Origin of the sequence: Pseudomonas juntendi (genome assembly GCF_021560075.1) — a bacterium.
Classification (GTDB): Bacteria; Pseudomonadota; Gammaproteobacteria; order Pseudomonadales; family Pseudomonadaceae; genus Aquipseudomonas; species Aquipseudomonas juntendi.
This window is the reverse complement of the sequence record NZ_CP091088.1, coordinates 571,742-597,078: the sequence shown is the minus strand read 5'-3', so window position 1 is coordinate 597,078 and position 25,337 is coordinate 571,742. Positions and strand designations below refer to the sequence as shown.

At 64.5% G+C, this 25,337-nt stretch carries 19 protein-coding genes and 1 pseudogene; 15 read left to right on the top strand and 5 right to left on the bottom strand.

What is annotated here, in order from left to right; all coding sequences use genetic code 11:
• The first annotated feature begins 165 nt into the window (after positions 1-165).
• The 6 genes and pseudogenes from L1P09_RS02715 (at position 166) to accC (ending at position 8,084) form a co-directional block, all read left to right on the top strand.
• A complete protein-coding gene (locus tag L1P09_RS02715) occupies positions 166-1,521 on the top strand; it encodes a diguanylate cyclase (RefSeq protein WP_054904349.1) in 1,356 nt (451 codons plus the stop codon).
• A 1,591-nt stretch (positions 1,522-3,112) separates the two neighbouring features.
• Positions 3,113-3,637 (top strand): annotated as a pseudogene (locus tag L1P09_RS26500) (methyl-accepting chemotaxis protein); the annotation flags it as partial.
• 103 nt (positions 3,638-3,740) lie between these two features.
• Positions 3,741-5,513 carry a protein-disulfide reductase DsbD gene (locus L1P09_RS02705; RefSeq protein ID WP_235768431.1) on the top strand — a complete coding sequence of 591 codons (1,773 nt, stop codon included), beginning with the start codon at positions 3,741-3,743 and terminating at the stop codon, positions 5,511-5,513.
• A 179-nt stretch (positions 5,514-5,692) separates the two neighbouring features.
• Positions 5,693-6,148: a type II 3-dehydroquinate dehydratase gene (gene aroQ / locus L1P09_RS02700; protein WP_003255330.1), complete on the top strand. Its 456-nt coding sequence runs from the start codon at positions 5,693-5,695 to the stop codon at positions 6,146-6,148.
• A 98-nt stretch (positions 6,149-6,246) separates the two neighbouring features.
• Positions 6,247-6,711 (top strand): acetyl-CoA carboxylase biotin carboxyl carrier protein, encoded by a 465-nt coding sequence (gene accB, locus L1P09_RS02695; protein WP_029886935.1) that lies wholly within the window; start codon positions 6,247-6,249, stop codon positions 6,709-6,711.
• Between the two features lie 17 nt (positions 6,712-6,728).
• Entirely contained in the window at positions 6,729-8,084 is a 1,356-nt protein-coding gene (gene accC, locus L1P09_RS02690; protein ID WP_054904351.1) for an acetyl-CoA carboxylase biotin carboxylase subunit, read from the top strand.
• Positions 8,085-8,285: 201 nt separating this feature from the next.
• Here accC and L1P09_RS02685 read toward each other — a convergent pair whose 3' ends face one another.
• Positions 8,286-10,139, bottom strand: coding sequence for a sigma-54-dependent Fis family transcriptional regulator (locus L1P09_RS02685; protein ID WP_054904352.1), 1,854 nt, complete (start codon positions 10,137-10,139; stop codon positions 8,286-8,288).
• A 283-nt stretch (positions 10,140-10,422) separates the two neighbouring features.
• On the opposite strand from L1P09_RS02685, the gene L1P09_RS02680 reads away from it, so the two are divergent.
• The 8 genes from L1P09_RS02680 to L1P09_RS02645 all read left to right on the top strand — a co-directional run bounded on the left by L1P09_RS02680 (position 10,423) and on the right by L1P09_RS02645 (position 19,146).
• Positions 10,423-11,478 (top strand): ATP-NAD kinase family protein, encoded by a 1,056-nt coding sequence (locus L1P09_RS02680; RefSeq protein ID WP_047149809.1) that lies wholly within the window; start codon positions 10,423-10,425, stop codon positions 11,476-11,478.
• Between the two features lie 22 nt (positions 11,479-11,500).
• Positions 11,501-12,478: a thiamine pyrophosphate-dependent dehydrogenase E1 component subunit alpha gene (locus tag L1P09_RS02675; protein ID WP_125854944.1), complete on the top strand. Its 978-nt coding sequence runs from the start codon at positions 11,501-11,503 to the stop codon at positions 12,476-12,478.
• Positions 12,479-12,511: 33 nt separating this feature from the next.
• On the top strand, positions 12,512-13,534 hold the full coding sequence (locus tag L1P09_RS02670; protein WP_009685756.1) for an alpha-ketoacid dehydrogenase subunit beta: 1,023 nt from the start codon (positions 12,512-12,514) through the stop codon (positions 13,532-13,534).
• Positions 13,531-14,643, top strand: a complete 1,113-nt coding sequence (locus tag L1P09_RS02665) for an acetoin dehydrogenase dihydrolipoyllysine-residue acetyltransferase subunit (protein ID WP_235768430.1) — start codon at positions 13,531-13,533, stop codon at positions 14,641-14,643. The genes L1P09_RS02670 and L1P09_RS02665 overlap by 4 nt, the downstream gene beginning before the upstream one ends.
• Positions 14,644-14,695: 52 nt before the next feature.
• Positions 14,696-15,760, top strand: coding sequence for a 2,3-butanediol dehydrogenase (locus L1P09_RS02660; protein ID WP_223809663.1), 1,065 nt, complete (start codon positions 14,696-14,698; stop codon positions 15,758-15,760).
• Positions 15,761-16,204: 444 nt separating this feature from the next.
• Complete coding sequence (locus L1P09_RS02655) at positions 16,205-16,471, top strand: hypothetical protein (protein WP_235768429.1); 267 nt, start codon at positions 16,205-16,207, stop codon at positions 16,469-16,471.
• A 269-nt stretch (positions 16,472-16,740) separates the two neighbouring features.
• A complete protein-coding gene (locus tag L1P09_RS02650; RefSeq protein WP_235768428.1) occupies positions 16,741-18,474 on the top strand; it encodes a C13 family peptidase in 1,734 nt (577 codons plus the stop codon).
• Between the two features lie 27 nt (positions 18,475-18,501).
• Positions 18,502-19,146 (top strand): oxidoreductase, encoded by a 645-nt coding sequence (locus L1P09_RS02645; protein WP_009685749.1) that lies wholly within the window; start codon positions 18,502-18,504, stop codon positions 19,144-19,146.
• Between the two features lie 41 nt (positions 19,147-19,187).
• Here the strand turns inward: L1P09_RS02645 and L1P09_RS02640 are convergent, their stop codons facing one another.
• The 4 genes from L1P09_RS02640 to L1P09_RS02625 all read right to left on the bottom strand — a co-directional run bounded on the left by L1P09_RS02640 (position 19,188) and on the right by L1P09_RS02625 (position 23,514).
• A complete protein-coding gene (locus L1P09_RS02640) occupies positions 19,188-19,475 on the bottom strand; it encodes a YceK/YidQ family lipoprotein (RefSeq protein ID WP_054904355.1) in 288 nt (95 codons plus the stop codon).
• A complete protein-coding gene (gene ubiX / locus L1P09_RS02635; protein ID WP_029886945.1) occupies positions 19,472-20,101 on the bottom strand; it encodes a flavin prenyltransferase UbiX in 630 nt (209 codons plus the stop codon). The genes L1P09_RS02640 and ubiX overlap by 4 nt, the downstream gene beginning before the upstream one ends.
• Complete coding sequence (mpl, locus tag L1P09_RS02630; RefSeq protein ID WP_009685746.1) at positions 20,098-21,447, bottom strand: UDP-N-acetylmuramate:L-alanyl-gamma-D-glutamyl-meso-diaminopimelate ligase; 1,350 nt, start codon at positions 21,445-21,447, stop codon at positions 20,098-20,100. Before mpl ends, ubiX begins: the two co-directional genes overlap by 4 nt.
• Before the next feature lie 66 nt (positions 21,448-21,513).
• On the bottom strand, positions 21,514-23,514 hold the full coding sequence (locus tag L1P09_RS02625) for a sigma-54-dependent Fis family transcriptional regulator (protein ID WP_235768426.1): 2,001 nt from the start codon (positions 23,512-23,514) through the stop codon (positions 21,514-21,516).
• Positions 23,515-23,769: 255 nt separating this feature from the next.
• Here L1P09_RS02625 and exaC point away from each other — a divergent pair, with 255 nt between their 5' ends.
• On the top strand, positions 23,770-25,290 hold the full coding sequence (gene exaC, locus L1P09_RS02620; protein WP_235768424.1) for an acetaldehyde dehydrogenase ExaC: 1,521 nt from the start codon (positions 23,770-23,772) through the stop codon (positions 25,288-25,290).
• The last annotated feature ends 47 nt before the right edge of the window (positions 25,291-25,337 follow it).

Sequence of the window (25,337 nt, the reverse complement as noted above, 5' to 3'; positions counted from 1 at the left end):
GCACTATAAAGCAGACACCGCCTTACGCATAAGCGACCAATCAGTCGGTAACTGAATATTCGTTCTGAACGCAATGTTGATACAGGGCACTCATGCGAGGGAAAAGAGCTGCTAGCATAGAGCCATCATTGCCCCTGCATATCCCAACCTACAAGTAGCCAGGTCATGAGCCAAGCCGTCGAGCCAAGCCCGCTGTGCCCCGACCCGCAACTGTCGCGTAGCGGCCTGCGCAAGGACGACTCCCTTGACGAGGTACTGGTGCCCCTGCGCAAGCCGGTGTACATCCTGTTGCAGGACCACGAGCGGGCCCAGCGCCTGGCCCAGCAACTGGAATTCTTCGGGCTGCTGGTGCAGGCGCTGCCCAACGCTGCCGCGTTTCTGGCTTCGGTCGGCGAATACCCGCCTGCGGCCATCATCATGGATGTCGACTTCACCGGCAGCGGCCAGGGCCTGCTGCTGGCCGCCCAGGTACAACACGGCCTGGCGCAGAACATTCCGCTGCTGTTCTTCAGCCACCACGAAGCTGACACACCGACGCGCCTGGCTGCCGTGCGCGCCGGTGGGCAGGACTTTCTGACCGGCAGCCTGGAAGCATCCAGCCTGCTGGAAAAGGTCGAATTGCTGACCAACGCCGGCCCGCACGACCCATTGCGAGTGCTGATCATCGACGACTCACGCACCCAGGCGCTGCACACCGAACGGGTGCTGGCCAGCGCCGGCATGCTGACCCGCAGCCTGACCGACCCGATCCGCACCATGGCCGAGCTGGCCGACTTTCAGCCCGACCTGATCATTCTCGACCTGTACATGCCGGCTTGCACCGGCCCGGAACTGGCCAAGGTGATCCGCCACAGTGACCGCTATGTGAGCGTGCCGATCATCTACCTGTCCGCCGAAGACGACCTGGACAAGCAACTGGATGCCATGAGCGAAGGCGGCGATGACTTCCTGACCAAGCCGTTTCGCTCGCGCCACCTGATCACCACCGTGCGCAACCGTGCGGCCCGCGCGCGGCACCTGAAGGCACGCATGGTGCGTGACAGCCTGACCGGGCTGTACAACCACACCCATATTCTGCAATTGCTTGAGGATTGCAGCTTCCGCGCCCGCCGTGAGCAGCAGCCGTTGAGTTTCGCCATGCTCGACATCGACCACTTCAAGAAGATCAACGACCGCCACGGCCACCCCATGGGGGACCGGGTAATCAAGAGCCTGGCGCTGTTCCTCAAGCAGCGCCTGCGCAAGACCGACTTCATTGGCCGTTACGGCGGCGAGGAATTCGCCATCGTCATGCCCAATACCGCGCTGGAGGCCGCCCACAAGGTGCTTGACGAGATTCGTCGGCGCTTTGCCGAGATCATCTACCCGGCACAGCCGCAGGATTTGCAGTGCACCTTCAGTGCCGGGGTGGTGCAGATGGATGAGGGGCTGGACGCGTTGACCATGGCCAGCGCGGCGGATGAAGCCCTGTACCGCGCCAAGCATGCCGGGCGTAACTGTGTAGTACGGGTAGAGCGCTGAAACGGCCCTGCCTGCGAGGAATCGATAGCGCCATAAGATAGAGGCACTCTGCCACTTTTTTCTGACGCCAAGCCCTCGGCGTCATCATCCGGTCACACAATCGCAATAACTTCAGCCGCCTACCCCCACTCCCCTCCGCAGGAAGTTCGCGGCTATGCGCCTGAAGTGGCTGACCAATTTCAATACGCTGTTGCTGGTGACTGTGTGTTTCACCCTGGCCGCTACCCTATGGTGGTCGCAACGGGCGCTGGAACGGCCCTATCAGCTGATGGAGCGCTACCTGGGCCTGTCCCAGCAGTTCCAGCAGCAGGTGGCGGGCAATATCCACGCCTACCTGGGCAGCGGGGATGCCCTGCGCCATGCCGCCGCCACGCAGGCCATCCAGCAACTGCAAGGCGCCCTGGCCGACTGGCCCGCCGAACTGGCGGCCAACCTGCGCCCCAGCCTGGCCAGCCTGCAGGCCTTCACCGGCAACGAGTTGCTGGCGGCCGGGAAGCTGGCTGGCGACCCGCAAGCGCTGCTGTTGCAGGCCGAACGGGAATTGGGGGCCAATTTCGAGCAACTGGCCGGATACGCCCGCGACAGCGGCACTGCCGAGGCCGACCGCTATTTGCTCCCGCTGCTCGACGCCAGCGTGCACCTGGGCCGGCTGGCACTGGCCCGCGACAAGCTGGTCAGCAGCGGCCGCCCGGAGCTTGCTGACGAAGTGCAGCGTGAGTTGCAACTGATCCGCAGCCAGGCACAGGCCATCGATGCCCTGCCTTTGCTCGGTGTCACCCGCGCTGCGGCCTCTGGTGCCGACGACTTCGCCGCCATGATGGGCCTGCAAACCCAGGCCAGCGCCCGGCAGGAAGACATCGCCGTGGGCCTGAAGCGTGAGCTGCAAAACCTGCTGGGCCGCTACCCGGCCGAATTGCAGCGCACGCGCGAACAAATCGAGCGCCGTGCCGCCCTGGCTGCCAGCACCGGCCAGCGCCTGGAAGCCGTACAGCAGGCCATCGCCGCGCTGGAACCGCAAGTGCGCGCCCAACATGGCCAAATTGCCGGCGAGGTGCGCATCATCCAGGGTTTGATGATCGCCCTGATCCTGTTCATCGCCCTGTTGATCGATACTCTGCAACGGCGCCTGGCGCGCACCCTGACCGGCCTGGCCCCGGCGCTATCGTGCTGGGCCGAGGGCGACTTCGCCCAAGTGATCGCCCTGGGCAAGACCAACCGCGAACTGCATGACATTCAGGCATCGCTCAACCGCCTGCGCCAGTACCTGGTCGATCTGGTGGGCACCATTCGCCACAATGCCGAGCAGGTCGCCGGCAGCAGCCATGCCCTGGCCGACATGAGCGCCGCGTTGCACGATGGCGCCCACCGCCAGGCCGGCGATACCGGGCAGATCCGCGACGCCTTGGGCGAGCTGGAAGCCACCATTCAGCAAGTGGCCGGTGACGCCAGCGCTGCTGCCCATGCCAGCCGCGATGCCGGGCGTGCGGTGGAACAGGGCCAGGCGGTGATTGGCCAGAGCCTGTCGGGCTTGCGGGAACTGGTCGATGAGGTACAGGGCAATGCGCGCATGATCGAGCAACTGGCCGAAGAGTCGGCCACCATCGGCGGGGTGCTGACGGTGATACGCTCGATTGCGGAACAGACCAACCTGCTGGCGCTGAACGCCGCCATCGAAGCGGCCCGGGCTGGCGAGATGGGCCGCGGCTTTGCCGTAGTGGCTGACGAGGTGCGTTCGCTGGCGCAGCGCACCACCGGGGCTACTGGCGAAATCCAGGCACTGATCGACCGCTTGCAGCAGGCGGCGCGGGAGTCGGTGGCCGGCATGCGCACCCAGCTCGAACACGCCGAAACCACCGCCAACCAGGCCCAGGCCGCCGATGGCGCGCTGGATGAGATCGTCAGCGCGATCCGCACGATCGCCGATACGGCGGTACGCATTGCCGACGTCACCGCGCAACAGACTGGCGCGGTGAGTGAGATTCGTGATCATAGCGAGCGGATTCACGCGTTGGGTGAAGACAACCTGCAGCGCATTGGTGAAGGGCGTGAGCAGGGTGAGCAATTGCTGAGCCTCGGCGGGGAGCTGAGCAAGGCGGTGCGGGCCTTCAGGGTCTGAGGCCGGCACAGACAATACACAAGTGGCGCCAGGTGTCGCCGTCCCTTTCAACCTGCGCCAACTCCGTTATCATGCCCGGCACGTTCCACCTCGCGAGTTCGCCATGCGCCGCCTGTTTTTCCTGCTGTTCCTGCTGCTGGCCAGCCCTGTCTTCGCCACCAGCCTGCTCGACAACCGCCCCAGCGCCACCCTCGGCGCCGCTTCGCTGGCCAACAACGCCGACTTCCTGCCAGTGCACGAGGCGTTCAAGCTCGACCTGATCCAGGCCGATGCGCATACCATCAAGCTGCGCTTCATCGCCACCGACGGCTACTACCTCTACCGCCACCGCTTCCAGTTCCACACCGAACCCGCCGACATCGCCTTGGGCACGCCGAACATCCCTAAGGGCGAGGCCAAGCACGATGAGTTCTTCGGCGACGTGGAGGTGTACCACGGCGTGCTCGATATCGAACTGCCGCGCAATGATCCGCGTGCCTTTACCCTGCTGGTGGGCTATCAGGGCTGTGCCGACAAGGGCCTGTGCTACCCGCCGGAAACCGCCCGGCTGAGCATCGATGGCGAAGCCGGCAAAAACACCCCTGGCGCAATCGAACAGGCCTGGAGCTGGAAATCGCTGCTGCTATTCTTCCTCGCCGGGGTCGGCCTGACCTTCACCCCCTGTGTGCTGCCGATGCTGCCGATTCTCTCCGGCGTAGTACTGCGCGGGCAGGTCGGTGGGCCACGCGGGCTGGCGCTATCGCTGGCGTACGTACTGCCAATGGCCGCCAGCTTCGCCGCACTCGGCGCGCTGATGGGCTTGTTCGGCGCCGGCCTGAACCTGCAGGCACGCCTGCAATCGGCTTGGGTACTGGTGCCCTTCGCGCTGTTCTTCGTTGTGTTCGCCCTGGCCATGTTCGGCCTGTTCGAACTGAAGCTGCCGCAAGCCCTGAATAACCGCCTGAACAACGTCGCCAACCACACCAAGGGTGGTTCGCTACTGGGCGCTGCAGTACTCGGCGTGCTCTCCAGCCTGCTGGTTTCGCCCTGTGTGTCGGCGCCCCTGGCAGGCGCGCTGCTGTACATCAGCGCCAGCGGCGATGCCTTGGGCGGGGCGCTCAAACTGTTCGCCCTGGGCCTGGGCATGGGCGCGCCACTGTTGCTGGTGGCCACCGGTGGCGCAGCCTGGCTGCCGAAAAGCGGCCCTTGGCTGAACACCGTGAAAAACGCCATCGGCGTACTGCTGCTGGGGCTGGCCATCGGCCTGCTCAGCCGGGTGCTGCCCGGCCCGGTAACCCTGTTGTTGGTCGGCCTGCTTGCCGCAGGCGTGGCACTGTTCCTCGGCGCCTTGGAGTTCGTGGTCAAGACTGCGCGCCAGCGCCTGGCGCAACTGCTCGGCCTGGCCTTGCTGGTATACGCGCTGGCTTGCTGGTATGGCGCCCTCAGTGGCCAGGGCGACCCGCTGCGGCCCCTGCCCGTGCCCAGCCAGGCGGCCAGCGCTGGCACTACCGCGGCCACAGCGCAGGCCTGGCAAACCATCACCACCCCGCAAGCCCTGGATGCCGCGCTGGCACAGGCCAAGGCAGCCGGCCAACCGGTGTTGCTGGACTGGTACGCCGACTGGTGCATCAGTTGCAAGGTCATCGAACACGAGGTGCTCAACGCCGCCCAGGTGCAGCCGCAACTGGCGGCGTTCAAGCTGCTGCGGTTCGACATCACCGCAAGCAACGCCGAGCAACGCTCGCTCCTTGACCGCTACCAACTGTTCGGCCCGCCTGCGCTGTTGTTCTTTGCCGCGAACGGCAGCGAAATTACCGCCGATCGGGTGATTGGCGAGATAAATGCCGGGGAATTCGCGCAGATTCTCACGCGCGTGCGCGGCAAACTCGGTCTATAACTTCCCGCGGGCCGGGAAAAATCCTCGATTAGGTGACCAGATTTAAATATTTGGTCACATACTTCGCGCGAATCTCGGACATCGTGCTGGCTATTGCCGGGAACTGGACACTTGCCGTCGCTTTACGGCACACTCGCCGCGCTGTGTCGAATTGCCCTACAAATCCAAGGAATCCACAGATGGCAACGCTACTGGTGCTTCACGGCCCCAACCTCAACCTGCTCGGTACTCGCGAGCCTGGCCACTACGGCGCCGTGACCCTGGCCCAGATCAACCAGGACCTGGAGCAACGTGCCCGCGCCGCAGGCCACCATCTGCAGTACCTGCAGAGCAATGCCGAATACGAATTGATCGACCGCATTCACGCGGCACGCAACGAGGGTGTGGACTTCATCCTGATCAATCCGGCTGCTTTCACCCACACGAGCGTCGCATTACGTGACGCATTGCTTGCGGTGAGCATCCCATTCATCGAAGTGCACCTGTCCAACGTGCACAAACGCGAACCGTTCCGTCACCACTCCTACTTTTCCGATGTGGCCGTAGGGGTGATCTGCGGCCTGGGCGCCAGCGGTTATCGCCTGGCCCTGGAGTCTGCACTGGAACAACTGGCTGCCAACGCACAGCCCAAATGATGAAAACCCCGGCCCCGATGGGCCGGGGTTCCAGAGAAACGTTCTAGATACGTTTTTGTATTTCGCCCCCTGACCGAACCTTTGGGAGTTGATGATTAATGGATATCCGTAAAGTCAAGAAACTGATCGAGCTGCTGGAAGAGTCTGGCATCGACGAGCTGGAGATCAAGGAAGGCGAAGAGTCGGTTCGTATCAGCCGTCACAGCAAGACCCCAGCTGCCCAGCAGTTCTACGCACCGGCCCCGATGGCTGCCGCCCCGGCCGCTGCTGCCCCGGTCGCCGCTGCTGCGCCAGCCGCCGAAGCCGCTGCTGCTGCCCCGGCGCTGAAAGGCACCGTGGTCCGTTCGCCAATGGTAGGTACCTTCTACCGCAAACCTTCGCCGACCTCGCCGAACTTCGCTGAAGTTGGCCAGAGCGTGAAGAAGGGCGACACCCTGTGCATCGTCGAAGCCATGAAGATGATGAACCACATCGAAGCCGATGTTGGCGGTGTCATCGACGCCATCCTGGTAGAAGACGGCCAGCCGGTTGAGTTCGACCAGCCGCTGTTCACCATCGTTTGAATCGCGGAGAGCCAACGATGTCTGGGAAGCTCGAAAAAGTCCTGATCGCCAACCGCGGGGAAATTGCCCTGCGGATCCTGCGTGCCTGCAAAGAGCTGGGCATCAAGACCGTCGCCGTGCACTCCACTGCCGACCGTGAACTGATGCACCTGGGCCTGGCAGACGAGTCGGTCTGCATCGGCCCTGCATCGTCGAAGGATTCCTACCTGCATATCCCGGCGATCATCGCTGCCGCCGAAGTGACTGGCGCCACCGCGATTCACCCGGGTTACGGCTTCCTGGCGGAAAACGCCGATTTCGCCGAGCAGGTGGAAAAATCCGGTTTCGCCTTCATCGGCCCGAAAGCCGACACCATTCGCCTGATGGGCGACAAGGTTTCGGCCAAGGACGCGATGATCAAGTCGGGCGTACCGACCGTACCGGGCTCCGATGGCCCGCTGCCGGAAGACGAAGAAGTCGCCTTGGCAATCGCCCGTGACGTCGGCTACCCGGTGATCATCAAGGCCGCCGGTGGCGGTGGTGGTCGCGGTATGCGCGTGGTGCACAAGGAAGAGGACCTGATCGCCTCGGCCAAGCTCACCCGCACCGAAGCCGGTGCTGCCTTCGGCAACCCGATGGTCTACCTGGAAAAGTTCCTGACCAACCCACGCCACGTGGAAGTTCAGGTGCTGTCCGACGGCCAGGGCAACGCCATTCACCTGGGTGACCGTGACTGCTCGCTGCAGCGTCGCCACCAGAAGGTCCTGGAAGAAGCACCAGCCCCGGGTATCGATGAAAAGGCCCGCCAGGAAGTGTTCAAGCGCTGCGTCGATGCGTGCATCGAGATCGGCTACCGCGGTGCCGGTACGTTCGAATTCCTGTACGAAAACGGCCGCTTCTACTTCATCGAGATGAACACCCGGGTGCAGGTTGAACACCCTGTGTCGGAGATGGTCACCGGTATCGACATCGTCAAGGAGATGCTGAGCATCGCCGCTGGCAACAAGCTGTCGTTCCGCCAGGAAGACGTTGTCATCCGTGGCCACTCGCTGGAGTGCCGGATCAACGCCGAGGACCCGAAGAAGTTCATCCCGAGCCCAGGCAAGGTCAAGCACTTCCACGCCCCGGGTGGCAACGGCGTGCGCGTGGATTCGCACCTGTACAGCGGTTATTCGGTACCCCCGAACTACGACTCGCTGATCGGCAAGCTGATCACCTACGGCAAAGACCGCGATGAAGCCATGGCGCGCATGCGCAATGCCCTGGACGAGATCGTCGTCGACGGCATCAAGACCAACATCCCGCTGCACCGCGACCTGGTGCGTGATGAAGGTTTCTGCGAAGGCGGCGTCAACATTCACTACCTCGAGCACAAACTGGCCAACCAGGAGTGATCGTGTAGTGTGATGGACCAGAACCCCGGACTTGTGCCGGGGTTTTTTTTTGCTTAGCCAAGGCTCACACCCCCTGTAGGAGCGGCCTTGCGTCGCGAAAGGGCCGCGAAGCGGCCCCGGCAATATCTGCGGCGAAGCTGAGATCGTGGGGCCGCTGCGCGCCCCATCGCGACACAAGGCCGCTCCTACAGGGACCGCAGGTTACCCCTTCATCCGCGGCATCTCGATACGGTGCTCATGCACCCGCCGATACAGGGTAGCCCGCGAAATGCCCAACGCCCGCGCAGCATCGGCCGGCTTCCAGCGATGGCGAATCAGCGCATCCAGCAACAGTTGCCGCGCCGCGCACGACACCTCGCTTGCGACCGAGCCTACCGCCACACCCCGCACCTCCTGCGGCAAATCCTGCACCCGCACCTGCCCGGCCTCACTGACCGCACAGGCATAGCGCAACACCTGCCGCAGCTGGCGCAAATTGCCCGGCCAGCGATAAACCAGCAGCGCCTGCAAGGCATCGTCCGCCAGTACAACTTCGACGCCACAGGCCGCAGCCTCTTCGGCCAGCAATTGGTGAATCAGCCCCAACCGGTCCTCCCGCTCACGCAGCGGCGGCAACTCGAAGCGGGCATTGGCCAGGCGGAAGTACAAGTCTTCGCGGAAACGCCCGTCTTCTACCATTGCCGCCAGATCACGGTGGGTGGCACAGATCACCTGGATATCCACCCGCTCCCGCCGCGCCGCGCCCAGCGGCGCCACTTCGCCCTCGGCCAGCACCCGTAGCAACCGGGTTTGCAGGTTCAGCGGCATATCACCGATCTCGTCGAGGAACAACGTACCGCCGTGGGCCTGCTGCAACAGCCCTTGCATGCCTTTGCTGGAAGCACCGGTGAAAGCCCCCGCCACATAACCGAACAACTCGCTCTCGATCAGGCTCTCGGGGATGGCTGCACAGTTCAGGGTCACGAAGGGGCCGTCACAGCGCTGGCTCTGCTGGTGCAACTGACGGGCGAACACCTCCTTGCCGGCCCCGGTTTCACCCAGCACCAGCACGGCCAGGTTGCAGTCCTTGACACGGGTAGCCAAGCGCAGATGCTGTTCGATGCGGCTGTCCTGGGCCTGCTGCAGCGGTTGCGCCCGCTGGCGTTGCCGAGGGGCGCTGACCCGGCCGTACAAACCACCCAGGCCAGGCAGGCGCTGGGCCGACGACGCGCTGACCCGGCGTAGCTGGTCCATGTCGAACAGCTCGCCAATGTGCACCGGCAAACGGCCCAGGCGTTCGACCAGGCGCTGCCGGGCCAGGCTGTTGATGGCCTGCAGGCGACCATCGGCATCCCAGGCCAGCAGGTAATCAGGCTGGCTTTCCACATAGCCCGGCGTGCCATGGGCGCGCATCACCCAGTGGCCCTGGGCAGTGTGCATGAAAAAGGCGTTTTCGATGTCGCGAGCGGTTTGCTCGACCAGCTGACGGATCAGGTGCTGGCTGCGGCGGTCGTCCGGTGACTGCAAGGCCGACACATCCACCACCCCCAGCAACTCACCCAACGGGTCGAACACCGGGGCCGCCGTGCAGGTCAGGCCGATGAATGCCGCCCGGAAGTGGTCGCGCTTGTGCACCGTGACCGGGGCCTTGCTGGTGAGCACCGCCGCCACGCCACAGGTACCCTCCTCGCCCTCCGACCAGCAAGTGCCCAGGTACAGGCCGGCTTTGCGACAGTCGTTGCGAATGGCCGATTCGACCCGGTAGTCGATGGTGCGCCCTTGGGCGTCGGTCAGCAGCACGCAATAGTCGGCGCCCCGCACGCGCTCGTGCAGGCGGGCCACGGCGTCGCTGGCGATGCGCAGAAACAGCTGCGCGCGTTCACGGCACTCATTGAGCAGGCTTTGGGAAAGGATGCGCGGGCCCTGCTGGGAGGCGGGGTCCAGGCGGTACAGCTCCATGGAACGGCGCCATGAATCGAGGATCAGCGGCGGTACCGGCGCCTGTGGCAGGCGGTCGGCATTCTTCAGCACCCTGCTGACGCAATCGACATGGGCTCGGGAGTTCGCGGCAAGCATTCGGGCCCTCCGGTTCTCGTTGCTGTTTTTATCGTTGTTCGGCCATTAAGCGCTTGCGCGCCCGCCCCGACAAGCACTGTGTGGTTACCGGCTGGCTTGAGACGCAGCGTCTCAGCGTCTCGCCCAACGCGGCTGCGCACTGGCACCGCGCGTCTCGCCGTGCCCGCCCTGCAGCCGCCACCAAGGCAGGCCAAAGCGCTCTGCAACGGCCCCTTCGGCGCCCTTGGGCAAAGCTGGCACCGCCCTTGCTCCTGTCTTGGCAAACAAGAATACGAGGTGCGCCATGCCGCTACCCGCCCCGCTTGTCGGGATCATTGCCAACCCTGCCTCCGGCCGTGACCTGCGCCGCCTGACGGCCAGCGCCGGGCTCTATTCGAGCACCGACAAGGCTTCGGCAATCCAGCGCCTGCTGGCCGCCTTCGGCGCCACCGGCATCGGCCAGGTGCTGCTGCCCAGCGACATGACCGGCATCGCCGCCGCCGTGCTCAAGGCCAGCCACGGCCCGGCTGCGCTCGACCAGCACTGGCCAGCCATCGAAATACTCGACCTGCCGTTGTCGCAGACCGTAGCCGACACCCGCCTGGCCACCCGACGCATGGTCGAGCGCGGTGTGGCGCTGATCGCCGTGCTGGGGGGCGATGGCACCCACAAGGCCGTCGCCGCCGAGGCGCAAGATGTGCCACTGCTGACCCTCTCCACCGGCACCAACAATGCCTTCCCCGAACTGCGCGAGGCCACCAGCGCCGGCCTTGCCGGTGGCCTGCTGGCCACCGGCCGGGTACCGGCCAGCATTGGCCTGCGCCGCAACAAGCGCCTGGTGGTGACAGTGCCGCAGCAGCAACTGGCCGAATGGGCCCTGGTGGAAGTGGCAGTGTCACCGCAGCGTTTCATCGGCGCCCGCGCACTCAGCCGCCGCGAAGACCTTGCCGAAGTTTTCGCCTGCTTCGCCGAACCGCATGCCATCGGCCTGTCGGCGCTGTGTGGCCTGTGGTGCCCGGTGTCGCGCCAGGCCCCGCACGGCGCCTGGGTTCGCCTGGCACCCGGCGCTGAACAGGCACTGCTCGCGCCGCTGGCCCCCGGCCTGCTGCAAGCCTGTGGCATCACCGCCAGCGGCACGCTGCTGCCCGATGTTGCCCACCGCCTGAGCCTGGCCAGCGGCACCCTGGCCCTGGACGGCGAGCGCGAAATCGAATTCGCCGAACACGACACCCCCACCATCACCCTCGACCACCGCGGCCCGCTCAGTGTGGACGTCGAGGCCGTGCTGGCGCATGCCGCCCGTCACCACCTGCTGGCCGTGCCTCGCGGCCATCGACTGCACCCTGCAAACCCGTGTTGAGACAACCCCGGAGAACAACAACATGTCCAATCAACTCAGTACCGAACAACTGCTGCATGCCTATGAAGTGATGCGCACCATCCGCGCCTTTGAAGAACGCCTGCACGTGGAGTTCGCCACTGGCGAAATCCCCGGTTTCGTGCACCTCTACGCCGGCGAAGAGGCCTCGGCTGCCGGGGTAATGGCCCACCTGCGCGACAGCGACTGCATCGCCTCGACCCATCGCGGCCATGGCCATTGCATCGCCAAGGGCGTGGATGTGTACGGCATGATGGCCGAAATCTACGGCAAGAAGACCGGCGTATGCGGTGGCAAGGGTGGCTCGATGCACATTGCCGATCTGGAGAAAGGCATGCTCGGGGCCAACGGTATCGTCGGTGCCGGCGCCCCCCTGGTGGCCGGCGCGGCGCTGGCGGCCAAGCTCAAGGGGCGCGACGACGTGGCGGTGGCCTTCTTCGGCGACGGAGCCTCCAACGAAGGCGCGGTATTCGAAGCCATGAACATGGCGTCGATCATGAACCTGCCGTGCGTCTTCGTCGCCGAGAACAATGGCTACGCCGAAGCCACCGCCTCCAACTGGTCGGTGGCCTGCGACCACATCGCCGACCGCGCGGCCGGCTTCGGCATGCCCGGGGTGACCATCGACGGCTTCGATTTCTTTGCCGTGTACGAGGCCGCCGGTGCGGCCATCGAACGCGCCCGTTCCGGGCAAGGCCCATCGCTGGTCGAGGTCAAGCTCAGCCGCTACTACGGCCATTTCGAGGGCGACGCGCAAACCTACCGCGCGGCGGATGAAGTCAAGAACCTGCGCGAATCGCGCGACTGCCTGATGCAGTTCCGCAACAAGACCACCCGCGCCGGCCTGCTCACGGCCCAGCAGCTGGACGCCATCGACGCACGCGTCGAGGACCTGATCGAAGACGCTGTGCGCCGCGCCAAGTCCGACCCCAAGCCACTGCCCGCCGACCTGCTCAGCGATGTCTACGTCGCCTACCCCTGAGCCGCGCATTACAAGAACAACAGGAGAACCACCATGGCAAGAAAGATCAGCTACCAGCAGGCCATCAACGAAGCACTGGCCCAGGAAATGCGCCGCGACGACAGTGTGTTCATCATTGGCGAGGACGTTGCCGGCGGTGCCGGGGCGCCCGGTGAGGAAGACGCCTGGGGTGGCGTGCTGGGCGTGACCAAGGGCCTGTACCACCAGTTCCCGGGCCGGGTACTGGACGCTCCCCTGTCGGAAATCGGCTACGTCGGCGCAGCGGTCGGTGCCGCCACCCAGGGCCTGCGCCCGGTGTGCGAGCTGATGTTCGTGGACTTCGCCGGCTGCTGCCTGGACCAGATACTCAACCAGGCCGCCAAGTTTCGCTACATGTTCGGCGGCAAGGCAGTCACCCCGCTGGTGATGCGCACCATGTACGGCGCAGGCCTGCGCGCAGCGGCCCAGCATTCGCAAATGCTCACCTCGCTGTGGACGCACATTCCAGGCCTGAAGGTGGTGTGCCCATCCTCGCCCTACGACGCCAAGGGGCTATTGATTCAGGCGATCCGCGACAACGACCCGGTGATCTTCTGCGAGCACAAGCTGCTCTACAGCATGCAGGGCGAGGTGCCGGAAGAGGTGTACACGGTCCCCTTCGGCGAAGCCAACTTCCTGCGTGATGGCGATGACGTGACCCTGGTCACCTACGGGCGCATGGTGCATGTAGCCCTGGAGGCCGCCAACAACCTGGCCCGCCAGGGCATCGACTGCGAAGTACTGGACCTGCGCACCACCAGCCCGCTGGACGAAGACAGCATTCTGGAAAGCGTGGAAAAAACCGGCCGCCTGGTAGTCATCGACGAAGCCAACCCGCGCTGCTCGATGGCCACCGATATCAGTGCCCTGGTGGCGCAGAAGGCTTTCGCTGCGCTCAAGGGCCCGATCGAGATGGTCACCGCACCGCACACCCCGGTACCGTTCTCCGACGCCCTGGAAGACCTGTACATCCCCGACGCGGCGAAGATCGAGGCCGCCGTGCGCAAAGTGATCGAAGCTGCAAGGAGTGCCGCATGAGCCAGAGCCAGATCCATACCCTGACCATGCCCAAGTGGGGCCTGTCGATGACCGAGGGCCGGGTAGACACCTGGCTCAAGCAGGAAGGCGACCCGATCACCAAGGGCGACGAGGTGCTGGACGTCGAGACCGACAAGATCAGCAGCAGTGTCGAGACCCCGTTCAGCGGCGTGCTGCGCCGCCAGGTGGCCAAGCCGGATGAAACCCTGCCGGTGGGCGCGCTGCTGGCCGTGGTGGTGGAAGGCGAAGCCGCAGAGGCCGAGATCGATGCCGTGGTGCAGCGCTTCCAGGCCGAGTTCGTCGCCGAAGGCGGCGCCGACCAGGCCCAGGGCCCGGCCCCGCAAAAGGCTGAAGTGGGCGGCCGCCTGCTGCGCTGGTTCGAGCTGGGTGAAGGCGGCACGCCGTTGGTGCTGGTGCACGGCTTTGGCGGCGACCTTAACAACTGGCTGTTCAACCACCCGGCGCTGGCGGCCGAGCGGCGGGTGATCGCCCTTGATCTGCCGGGGCATGGCGAGTCGGCCAAGGCCCTGCAGCGCGGCGATCTGGATGAACTGAGCGAGAGCGTGCTGGCCCTGCTTGACCACCTGGGCATTGCCAAGGCGCACCTGGCGGGGCATTCGATGGGCGGTGCAGTCAGCCTGAACCTGGCGCGCCTGGCACCGCAGCGGGTGGCCAGCCTGAGCCTGGTGGCCAGTGCCGGCCTGGGTGAAGCGATCAACGGGCAATACCTGCAAGGCTTCGTCAGCGCAGCCAACCGCAATGCCCTGAAGCCACAGATGGTGCAGCTGTTCGCCGACCCGGCGCTGGTCACCCGGCAGATGCTGGAAGACATGCTCAGGTTCAAGCGCCTGGAAGGCGTTGACCAGGCCCTGCAGCAATTGGCTGCGGCACTGGCCGAAGGCGACCGCCAACGCCACGACCTGCGTGGCGTGCTGGGGCAGCACCCGGCGCTGGTGGTGTGGGGCGGCAAGGACGCGATCATCCCGGCCAGCCATGCCGAAGGGTTGGAGGCCGAAGTACTGGTGCTGCCCGAAGCCGGCCATATGGTGCAGATGGAGGCGGCCGACCAGGTCAACCAGCAATTGCTCGCATTCCTGCGCAAGCACTGAACCTATTCCGTGAGCCTGGAGAACAACCATGAATGACTTGAGCCACACCCACATGCGCGCTGCCGTATGGCATGGCCGCAACGACATTCGCGTAGAACAGGTCCCCCTGCCAGCCGACCCGGCGCCGGGCTGGGTGCAGATCAAGGTCGACTGGTGCGGCATTTGCGGCTCCGACCTGCATGAGTACGTCGCCGGGCCGGTATTCATCCCGGTCGAGGCGCCGCACCCGCTGACCGGCATCCAGGGCCAGTGCATTCTCGGCCACGAATTCTGTGGTCAGATCGCCAAACTGGGCGAAGGCGTCGAAGGCTTTGCCGTCGGTGACCCGGTGGCTGCAGACGCCTGCCAGCATTGCGGCACCTGCTACTACTGTACCCATGGCCTGTACAACATCTGTGAACGCCTGGCCTTCACCGGCCTTATGAACAACGGCGCCTTCGCCGAGTGGGTCAATGTGCCGGCGAACCTGCTGTACCGCTTGCCGCAGGGCTTTCCGGCAGAGGCTGGCGCGCTGATCGAGCCGCTGGCGGTGGGCATGCATGCGGTGAAGAAGGCCGGCAGCTTGCTGGGCCAGACCGTGGTGGTGGTGGGCGCCGGCACCATCGGCCTGTGCACCATCATGTGCGCCAAGGCAGCCGGTGCGGCGCAGGTGATTGCGCTGGAAATGTCATCTGCGCGCAAGGCCAAGGCCAGGGAAGTCGGCGCCAGTGTGGTGCTCGACCCGAGCCAGTGCGATGCCCTGGCAGAGATTCGCGCGCTTACCGGCGGCCTGGGGGCGGATGTGAGCTTCGAGTGCATCGGCAACAAGCACACGGCCAAGCTGGCCATCGACACCATCCGCAAGGCCGGCAAGTGCGTGCTGGTAGGCATTTTTGAAGAGCCCAGCGAATTCAACTTCTTCGAACTGGTATCCACCGAGAAGCAGGTGCTGGGGGCATTGGCGTACAACGGCGAATTTGCCGATGTCATTGCCTTTATTGCAGACGGGCGGCTGGACATTCGACCGCTGGTGACCGGGCGGATCGGGCTGGAGCAGATTGTCGAGCTGGGGTTTGAGGAACTGGTGAACAACAAGGAGGAAAACGTGAAGATCATCGTGTCACCAGGCGGGCATTGATTGCACCTCAACCTGTGGGAGCGAGCGTGCCCGCGAAGCCGACGACTCGGTAGATGGCACCGGCTTCGCCGGTGTTCGCGGGCACGCCCGCTCCCACAGTTATCGAACAAGGCTCAAGGGATGTAAGACATTTCTGAATCTGAAACCAAATGCTTCAGCTTGGATCATCTAGCGAATTATCCTACGAGCTTGTCGGAAGTCGCTCCATTGTCGGGGAAACACCTCAGGGATACCGTCACAGAGTCGCCATGTATGGTGGCCGGGCGTGAGAAACCCGAAGATGTGTGATTGCGGCATTTGTCATGGCAGCCGTGCGCGGGCAGGCTTCGGTCTGGCCGAGCTCACACGTCCTCGGGTTTCTCACCCCGTGCACGGTCGCCACCCTATCCCGTGAGAAAGGATGCAGTGGTGACTATTTCCTGAACCGACGTGTGAGTTGTGATCATGAAAAAGATTGTCCCCGATCCACCCAAAACACTGACTTCCCGCCCCTTCTACACCATCAACCAGGACATGCCCTCGGTCGACGCAGTAATCCACACCCTGCAGTTGATGGCCGGCATTGAAGACACCCTGGACGAGTACATCTGCGCCAATGCCGGTGAGCCGGGTATCAACATGCTGGTCAATGCGGTACATCACGTACAGATGACCAAGGTACTGGCCGAGTTGCTGTTACATCGCCAGGCCGGGGATATCACCTGGCATTGAGGTTGAGCTGACTGGCTTCATCTCCGGTAAGCCCACAGGTACTGCACAAGACCAAGGGCCAGCACAAATCCTGTAGGAGCGGCCTTGTGTCGCGATGGGGCGCGAAGCGGCCCCGGCGATATCTGCGGCGAAGCTGAAATCGTGGGGCCGCTGCGCGGCCCATCGCGACGCAAGGCCGCTCCTACAGGGGTGTGCGTCAGCGCAGGCGCTCGCTGTTTCAGGATCCCAATCTGCGTCATAATCGGCAGACCTATTGCCCGGTTCTCGCCATGCGTCCACTGCTCCCCATTACCCTGGTCCTGCTGCTCGCCGCCTGTGGCGATGGCGAATCGTTGCTGCCGCCGGATGCCCGCCTGCCCGACGGTGGGCGCTACCGGGGCCAGGTGGTCGATGGCCTGCTGCAGGGTGAGGGGCGGATCGACTACCCCAACGGCAGCTGGTATGCCGGCACCTTCAAGGACGGCCAGTGGCATGGCCAGGGCGAATGGCATGGCCAGAACGGCGAGGTGTACCGCGGCCAGTTCGCCGCGGGGCTGTTCGAGGGGCTGGGCGACCTGACCACACCGGGCAGCCACTATGCCGGCACGTTCAAGCACGGCCGCCGCGATGGCGAAGGCACCCTCAAGCAAGCCGACCAAACCTACCGCGGCCAATTCAAGGACGACCTGTACGACGGCGCCGGCGAGCTGGTGCTGGCCGACGGCAGCCGTTACCAGGGCCTGTTCGCCAAGGGCAAGCCCAACGGCGCGGGGGTGCGCAGCGACGCCAGCGGTAACCGGTTCAGCGGCCATTTCAGCAATGGCCAACTGCAAGGCAGCGGCACCTACGACAGCGTCGATGGCGAGCAGTACATCGGCGAGTTCAAGGACAACCGTATTGAAGGCCGTGGCCGCTACGAGAGTGCCGATGGCGATGTTTGGATCGGCCAATTCAAGGACGGCTCGCTGATCGGCGAAGGTGAATTGCTGGGCAGCGACGGCAGCCATTACAAAGGCACGTTCGCCGACTGGCGGCTGTCTGGCCAAGGCAGCTTGCAACTGGCCGACGGCAGCCAGTACGTAGGCGGCTTCCTCAACGATGCCTACAACGGCAAGGGGCGCCTGATCCTGCCCAACGGCAAGGTCGAAAGCGGCGTGTGGGCCAACGGGGTGCGCGTGCGCGACCAGCATGGCACGCTGCTGCCCGACCCGCTTGACCTGGCCCTGCTCAACCAGGGCCGGCTACTTCAACAGGCGCTGGCCGCAGTGCCGCGCTCGGCCCCGCCGATTCAGCTGTACAGCCTGGTGGTGGGCGGTGATGGGCAACAGAGTGTGTTCCTACGTGAAGCCGACTACGTCAGCAACATGCTCAAGGTACGCTTTGGCGCCCGCGGCCAGGTGACGCTGGTCAACCACCGCGACCACCTGGCCAACCGCCCCATGGCAACCCGCGAGAACCTCACCTGTGCCGCCCGCACCCTGGCCGAGCGCAGCGGCCCGGAAGACCTGGTGTTCATCTACCTCACCAGCCACGGCAGCGCAGACCACCAGCTGGTGCTCGACCAACCCCGCCTGCAACTGGCCGACTTGTCCGCCGACGAGCTGGCAACGGCCCTTGCGCCGCTGAAGGATCGCGACAAGGTCATTGTCATCTCGGCCTGCTATTCAGGGGGGTATATCGCCCCGCTGAAAGATGAGCGTACCCTGATCATGACTGCCGCACGCGCCGACCGTGTCTCCTTCGGTTGCTCGGAGGAAGCTGATTTCACCTACTTTGGCGAAGCCCTGTTCGCCCAGGCCCTGAACCAGACCGACGACCTGAAACAGGCGTTTGAACTGGCACGCGGCAGTGTTGCCGAAAGGGAACAAAGGGAAGGTTTCGACGCCTCTGAGCCTCAGTTGTGGGCGCCGCCGGCGGTGCTTGAGCATTGGCAGCAGCTGCGCCGGCAACAGGCCGAAGAAGCATTGCGCAACACGACCCAGGCCAAGGTGGGCGCACAGGCAAAAAACCCGGGCAACCACTAGACTTGGGTGTAACAAGGGAGAGACATCATGTACTTGACGCCTCAGCATGTCCTGCTTGCCGGTGCCACCGGCCTCACCGGTGAACACCTGCTCGACCGCCTGCTCAACGAGCCCACCATCACCCGCGTGCTGGCCCCGACCCGCCGGCCGTTGGCCGAACATCCGCACCTGGAAAACCCGGTGGGTGACCCGGCAGTGTTCCTGCCGCAGCTGGCCGGCAGGGTCGACGTTGCCTATTGCTGCCTGGGCACCACCCTCAAACAGGCCGGCTCCGAGTCGGCGTTCCGCGCGGTGGACCTGGACATGGTGGTGGCGTTCAGCAAACGGGCCCGGGAAATGGGCGCACGGCATTTGCTGGTGGTCAGTGCCTTGGGCGCCGACCCGAAATCATCGATTTTCTACAATCGGGTGAAGGGCGAGATGGAAGAGGCGCTCAAAGCGCAGGATTGGCCGCAACTGACCATCGTGCGGCCGTCTCTGCTGCTGGGCGAGCGCATCAAGCCGCGGCTGGCAGAGCAGTTGGTTTCACCGTTGTCCCGGCTGATTCCGGGCAAATACCGAGGGATCGAGGCCTGCACCCTGGCCCGTGCGCTATGGCGCCTGGCCCTCGAGGAAGAAGACGGGGTGCGGATCGTGGAGTCGGATGAACTGCGCAAGCTGGGCAAGAAGTAAGCCGCAAGCATTGCACGGTACCTGTGGGAGCGTGCAACCCCTCACAGCCCCCCTGTGGCCTGGAAGCCTACACCGGCAGCAGTCAGCAAGGACAACGGCAGCAACAGGGTATCAAGCAGCATGCTCCCTGGCAGGTCCAGCCCCGGATAGCTCGGGGCTTGAGCCCCAAACCGATCCTGCGGGCAGCAACCACCGTTGATCACATACAGATCCAGACGCGTACCGGCATACACCACCGGCGCCCCCGGCTTGTTGGCATCCAGCGTGCGCACCGTGGCACAACCACTGAGCAACCCCAGCGCCAGCAAGCCGGCCAGCGCCCGTTTCAATCATCCACCCCGAAGTGGTGCTCGCCCCAACGCGGCAGCATGTCCTGGGGAATGTTCAGCAGGTTGAGAACACGCGCCACGACGAAGTCGACCAGGTCGTCGATGGTTTGCGGCTGGTGATAGAAGCCCGGCGCCGCCGGCAGAATCACCGCGCCCATCTGCGACAACTTGAGCATGTTCTCCAGGTGAATGGTGGAGAATGGCGCTTCGCGGGGCACCAGAATCAACTGGCGGCGCTCCTTGAGGGTCACGTCGGCTGCGCGCTCGATCAGGTTGTTGCAGGCCCCGGTGGCAATCGCCGACAAGGTGCCGGTGGAACACGGCACCACCACCATCGCTGCTGGCGCGCCCGAGCCCGAGGCCACTGGGGACATCCAGTCTTCCTTGCCATACACGCGGATCTGCCCATCGGCAGCACCGGTGTATTCCGTGAGAAAGGCCTGCATCGCCTGGGGCTTGGCCGGCAGCAGCACATCGGTCTCGGTGGCCATTACCAGTTGCGCCGCCTTGGAGATCAGAAAATGCACCTCGCGGTCCTCGCGCACCAGGCAATCGAGCAGGCGCAGGCCGTACTGGGCGCCTGAAGCGCCCGTCATGGCCAGGGTAACGCGTTCCGGCCCGTTCACTTCAGCGCCTCGGCCAGCTTGCCATGCAGGCCGCCGAAGCCGCCGTTGCTCATGATCACCACGTGGGTGCCCGGGCGGGCCTGGCCCTTGATGCGTTCGATGATCGCTTCGAGGCTGTCGGCAACCACACTCGGTACCTTGCACTGCGCAGCAGTAGCAGCGAGGTCCCAGCCCAGGTTGGCCGGCGCGTACCAAATCACTTGGTCGGCGTCGTTGACGCTTTCTGGCAGGCCATCGCGGTGTGCACCCAACTTCATCGAGTTGGAGCGCGGTTCGATTACCGCGATCACCGGCGCCTCGCCAACGCGCTTGCGCAGGCCGTCGAGGGTAGTAGCGATGGCAGTAGGATGGTGAGCGAAGTCATCGTAGATCGTCACGCCCTGCACTTCGGCAACCTTCTCCATGCGTCGCTTGACGCTCTTGAAGGCGCAGAGGCCCTCGATGCCCATGGCCGGCACCACGCCTACATGGCGGGCGGCTGCCAGGGTAGCCAGGGCGTTGGCGACGTTGTGCTGACCGGTCAGCGCCCAGTCCACCACGCCTTGCGCCTGGCCCTCGAACAGCACTTCGAAACGCGAGCCATCGGCGCTGAGCAGGCGGGCCTGCCACTGGCCACCTTCACCCGTGGTGTGTACCGGCGTCCAGCAGCCCATGCCGATGACCCGCTCCAGCGCTTGTTCGGTGGTCGGGTGGATGACCAGGCCTTCGCTGGGGATGGTGCGCACCAGGTGGTGGAACTGCCGCTCGATCGAGGCCAGGTCCGGGAAAATGTCTGCGTGATCGAACTCAAGGTTGTTGAGGATCGCAGTGCGCGGGTGGTAGTGCACGAACTTTGAACGCTTGTCGAAGAAGGCACTGTCGTACTCGTCGGCTTCGACCACGAAGAACGGCGTAGCCCCCAGGCGGGCCGACACCGAGAAGTTCTGCGGTACACCGCCAATCAGGAAGCCCGGGCTCATGCCGGCGTGCTCCAGCACCCAGGCCAGCATGCTGCTGGTGGTGGTCTTGCCGTGGGTACCGGCAACGGCCAGCACCCAACGGCCTTGCAGCACGTGGTCGGCCAGCCACTGCGGGCCGGAAACATAAGGCAGGCCCTTGTTCAGCACGTACTCAACCGCCGGGTTGCCGCGCGACATGGCGTTGCCGATCACCACCAGGTCGGGTGCCGGCTCCAGTTGAGCCGGGTCGTAGCCTTGGGTCAGCTCGATGCCCTGGGCTTCGAGCTGCGTGCTCATCGGCGGGTAGACGTTGGCGTCCGAACCGGTCACGCGATGGCCAAGCTCCTTGGCCAGCACTGCCAGCGAGCCCATGAAAGTGCCGCAAATACCGAGAATGTGAATATGCATGGTCGACCTCGCAAAACATCGAGGCAGGGTAGCCCAGGGCGCGACAAATCGCACCCGCTGTTTCGCTCAGTCGCCCCGGGTGATGCCGTGTTTGCGCAGTTTTCGATACAAGGTATTGCGGCTGATGCCCAAGTGTTCGGCGACACGGGTGAGGTGCCAGTGTTTTGCCTGCAGCACCTCAATGAGCGCTTGCCGTTCTGCGTCCTGCAACACCTCGGTACCCTCACCTAATCCATTGTCGGACCTGTGGGAGCGGGCGAGCCCGCGAACCGGGGCAACGCCCTCGCCTTGTGTCGACTGGGCAGGCGGCTTCGCGGGCGCGCCCGCTCCCACAGACCCGGTGTGGCTGCGCACAATGGCAGGGAGATCCGGGAAAGTGATGCGGGCACCTTCGCAAAGCGCCACCAGGGTACGCAGCACGTTGCGCATCTGCCGCACGTTGCCCGGCCAGGCGAAGTCCAGCAGCGCCTGGCGCGCCCTCGGTTCGATGTCGATCAATTGGCCCTGCGCCTCCTGGCGCAGCAGGAAGTCCAGCAACTGCGCCTTGTCACTGCGCTCGCGTACGGCCGGCAATGCCACTTCCAGGCCGTTGAGGCGGTAATACAAGTCTTCACGGAAACTGCCCTGCTCGACCCGCTGCAGCAGGTCACGGTGGGTGGCGCTGACGATGCGCACGTCCACTGCCTGTGGCTCGCCGCCGATCGGCACTACCTGACGCTCCTCCAGCACGCGCAGCAGGCGTGTCTGCAGGGCCAGCGGCATGTCACCGATCTCGTCCAACAGCAAGGTGCCACCATCGGCTTGCAACAGCTTGCCGCGCATGCCTTCCTTGCGCGCACCGGTGAAGCTGCCACCGCGGTAGCCGAACAGCTCGCTCTCGATCAGGCTTTCAGGGATCGAGGCACAGTTGATGGCCACGAAGGGTTGGCTGCGGCGCTCACTGGCCTGGTGCACGGCCTGGGCAAAGGCCTCTTTGCCGCAGCCGGTCTCGCCGCGCAGCAGCAGTGGCACATCGCGCTCGAACACCCGCACACTGCGGCGGAAATCATTCTGCAACGCCGGGTCGAGCAGGCATACCAGCGGCTCTGCAGAACGCGTAGGCCGCGGCTGGGCCACGGGCACCGACCATACAGGCGCGCGCGCCTGCCCGCGCAGGCTGGCGAACACCTGGCGGCCGTCCAGGGTGCGCAGCGGCCAGGCCGTGCTGCCCCCGGGCGTGGCGCGGCCGAACAGCTCATCGTGGCTGCAGGCAAAAAACCGCTCCAACGGCTGGCCCAGCACACCACTGCGTACGCTGCCCAGCAGGTTCAGGGCGCTCTGGTTGGCCGCGCAGATCCGGCCATCACCGTCGAAGGCCAGCAGGCCCTCGCTGAACAGGCCAACCGACTCCGCCTGCAGGTGGAAACGCAGCAGCCACTGCTGCTCGAAATGGCGCAGGAAGTAGCAGCTTTCGATCATCTTGGCCGACAGGTTGACCAAGGCCATGGTATGGAACTGGCTTTGCCGTGAAACGTCGGGGCGTGCCGAGGATACGTCGAGCACCGCCAGCAACTCGCCATGGGGGTCGAACACCGGGCTGGCCGAGCACGTCAGCCCGGTGTGGCGGCCGCGGAAGTGCTCGTTCTGGTGGATGGTCAGCGCCTGGCGCTCGACCAGGCAGGTGCCGATGCCATTGGTGCCTTCACGCGCCTCGCTCCAGTCGGCGCCCAGCCACAGCCCGGCATGCTCGAAGCTGCGCCGTTCGCTGGCCGCGCTGACGCAATTGAGGATCACCCCGCGGGCATCGGTCAGCAACACCGCATGGCCGGCCCCGGAGAGCTGCTGGTGCAGGCTGTTCATTTCGTGGTCGGCGATCTGCAGCACCTGGCGCAAGCGCTCGCGGCTTTCCAGCAAGCGCCCGTGCTCGAGCACCACCGGCGCCTCGATCACCGTTGGGTCGAGGTGGTAGTCCTCCAGGCAACGCAGCCAGGAGCGGGCAATGGAGGGGTCGCTGACGCCCTCGCCAGCACCACCATGGGCCACAGTGTGGACCTGCCGGGCATGGCGGCTGAAGTGATTGCTCTGCATTGTTGTAGTTCTCCGCAGATAGAGCGTGCCACCAGCATCCTCCACCGGCGAAGGCATTGCAATGCACCCACGGGTGACGTGTCGTGAACGGCACAAAATGTCACCCCCAGGCGTACCGCAACCGGCACAGGCTGGCTGCCAAGTGCCCGCCACACCCGCCCAAGCCATTGATTTTACGGGTGCCGCCCACGCTGGCCCAACCTTTGCTCTACGCTTTCCAACTCCCTAACAAACACAATAGCCAGGAGACACACCATGCGTTACGCACATCCCGGTACCGAAGGCGCGAAGGTTTCCTTCAAGAACCGCTACGGTAACTACATCGGTGGTGAGTTCGTTCCTCCGGTAAAGGGTGAATACTTCACCAACACGTCCCCGGTGAACGGCCAGCCGATTGCCGAATTCCCCCGCTCCACTGCCGAAGACATCGACAAGGCACTGGACGCTGCCCACGCTGCCGCCGACGCCTGGGGCCGCACCTCGGTGCAGGACCGCTCCAATGTGCTGTTGAAAATCGCCGACCGCATCGAGCAGAACCTCGAACTGCTGGCCATTACCGAAACCTGGGACAACGGCAAACCGATCCGCGAAACCCTGAATGCCGACATTCCGCTGGCGGTCGATCACTTCCGCTATTTCGCTGGCTGCATTCGTGCACAAGAAGGTGGCGCCGCCGAAATCAACGAAGGCACCGTGGCCTACCACATCCACGAACCGCTGGGCGTGGTCGGGCAGATCATCCCGTGGAACTTCCCGATCCTGATGGCCGCCTGGAAGCTTGCACCGGCCCTGGCCGCTGGCAACTGCGTGGTGCTCAAGCCGGCCGAACAGACCCCGCTGGGCATCACCGTGCTGCTGGAAGTGATCGGTGACCTGCTGCCCAAAGGCGTGCTCAACGTGGTGCAGGGCTATGGCCGCGAAGCAGGTGAAGCGCTGGCGACCAGCAAGCGCATCGCCAAGATTGCCTTCACCGGCTCTACCCCGGTTGGCTCGCACATCATGAAATGCGCCGCCGAAATCATCATCCCGTCCACCGTGGAACTGGGCGGCAAGTCGCCGAACGTGTACTTCGAAGACATCATGCAAGCCGAGCCGAGCTTCATCGAGAAAGCGGCCGAAGGCATGGTGCTGGCTTTCTTCAACCAGGGCGAAGTGTGCACCTGCCCATCGCGTGCGCTGGTGCAGGAGTCGATCTACCCGCAGTTCATGGAAGTGGTGATGAAGAAGGTGCTGCAGATCAAGCGCGGCGACCCTCTGGACACCGACACCATGGTTGGCGCACAGGCCTCGCAGCAGCAGTTCGAGAAGATCCTCTCGTACCTTGAGATCGCCCAGCAGGAAGGTGCCGAGTTGCTGACCGGTGGCAAGGTTGAAAAACTCGAAGGCTCGCTGGCCACCGGTTACTACATCCAGCCGACCCTGCTCAAGGGCAACAACCGCATGCGCGTGTTCCAGGAGGAAATCTTCGGCCCGGTGGTCAGCGTCACCACCTTCAAGGACGAAGCCGAAGCGCTGGCGATCGCCAACGACACCGAGTTCGGCCTGGGCGCCGGCGTGTGGACCCGCGACATCAACCGCGCTTACCGCATGGGCCGCGGGATCAAGGCTGGCCGTGTATGGACCAATTGCTACCACCTGTACCCGGCGCATGCCGCGTTCGGTGGCTACAAGAAGTCCGGGGTTGGGCGTGAAACCCACAAGATGATGCTCGACCACTACCAGCAGACCAAGAACCTGCTGGTGAGCTACGACATCAATCCGCTGGGCTTCTTCTAAGCAACTAGCTTCAAGCTTCAAGCTTCAAGCTTCAAGCCGCAAGAATA

Coding starts and splice junctions, on each gene's coding strand:
- mpl (WP_009685746.1), bottom strand. CDS start 21,447: ATGCATATTCACATTCTCGGTATTTGCGGCACTTTCATGGGCTCGCTG.
- L1P09_RS02655 (WP_235768429.1), top strand. CDS start 16,205: ATGAAAAAGATTGTCCCCGATCCACCCAAAACACTGACTTCCCGCCCC.
- exaC (WP_235768424.1), top strand. CDS start 23,770: ATGCGTTACGCACATCCCGGTACCGAAGGCGCGAAGGTTTCCTTCAAG.
- L1P09_RS02675 (WP_125854944.1), top strand. CDS start 11,501: ATGTCCAATCAACTCAGTACCGAACAACTGCTGCATGCCTATGAAGTG.
- L1P09_RS02680 (WP_047149809.1), top strand. CDS start 10,423: ATGCCGCTACCCGCCCCGCTTGTCGGGATCATTGCCAACCCTGCCTCC.
- L1P09_RS02715 (WP_054904349.1), top strand. CDS start 166: ATGAGCCAAGCCGTCGAGCCAAGCCCGCTGTGCCCCGACCCGCAACTG.
- L1P09_RS02645 (WP_009685749.1), top strand. CDS start 18,502: ATGTACTTGACGCCTCAGCATGTCCTGCTTGCCGGTGCCACCGGCCTC.
- L1P09_RS02625 (WP_235768426.1), bottom strand. CDS start 23,514: ATGCAGAGCAATCACTTCAGCCGCCATGCCCGGCAGGTCCACACTGTG.
- L1P09_RS02705 (WP_235768431.1), top strand. CDS start 3,741: ATGCGCCGCCTGTTTTTCCTGCTGTTCCTGCTGCTGGCCAGCCCTGTC.
- accB (WP_029886935.1), top strand. CDS start 6,247: ATGGATATCCGTAAAGTCAAGAAACTGATCGAGCTGCTGGAAGAGTCT.
- aroQ (WP_003255330.1), top strand. CDS start 5,693: ATGGCAACGCTACTGGTGCTTCACGGCCCCAACCTCAACCTGCTCGGT.
- L1P09_RS02665 (WP_235768430.1), top strand. CDS start 13,531: ATGAGCCAGAGCCAGATCCATACCCTGACCATGCCCAAGTGGGGCCTG.
- L1P09_RS02685 (WP_054904352.1), bottom strand. CDS start 10,139: ATGCTTGCCGCGAACTCCCGAGCCCATGTCGATTGCGTCAGCAGGGTG.
- accC (WP_054904351.1), top strand. CDS start 6,729: ATGTCTGGGAAGCTCGAAAAAGTCCTGATCGCCAACCGCGGGGAAATT.
- L1P09_RS02650 (WP_235768428.1), top strand. CDS start 16,741: ATGCGTCCACTGCTCCCCATTACCCTGGTCCTGCTGCTCGCCGCCTGT.
- L1P09_RS02670 (WP_009685756.1), top strand. CDS start 12,512: ATGGCAAGAAAGATCAGCTACCAGCAGGCCATCAACGAAGCACTGGCC.
- L1P09_RS02660 (WP_223809663.1), top strand. CDS start 14,696: ATGCGCGCTGCCGTATGGCATGGCCGCAACGACATTCGCGTAGAACAG.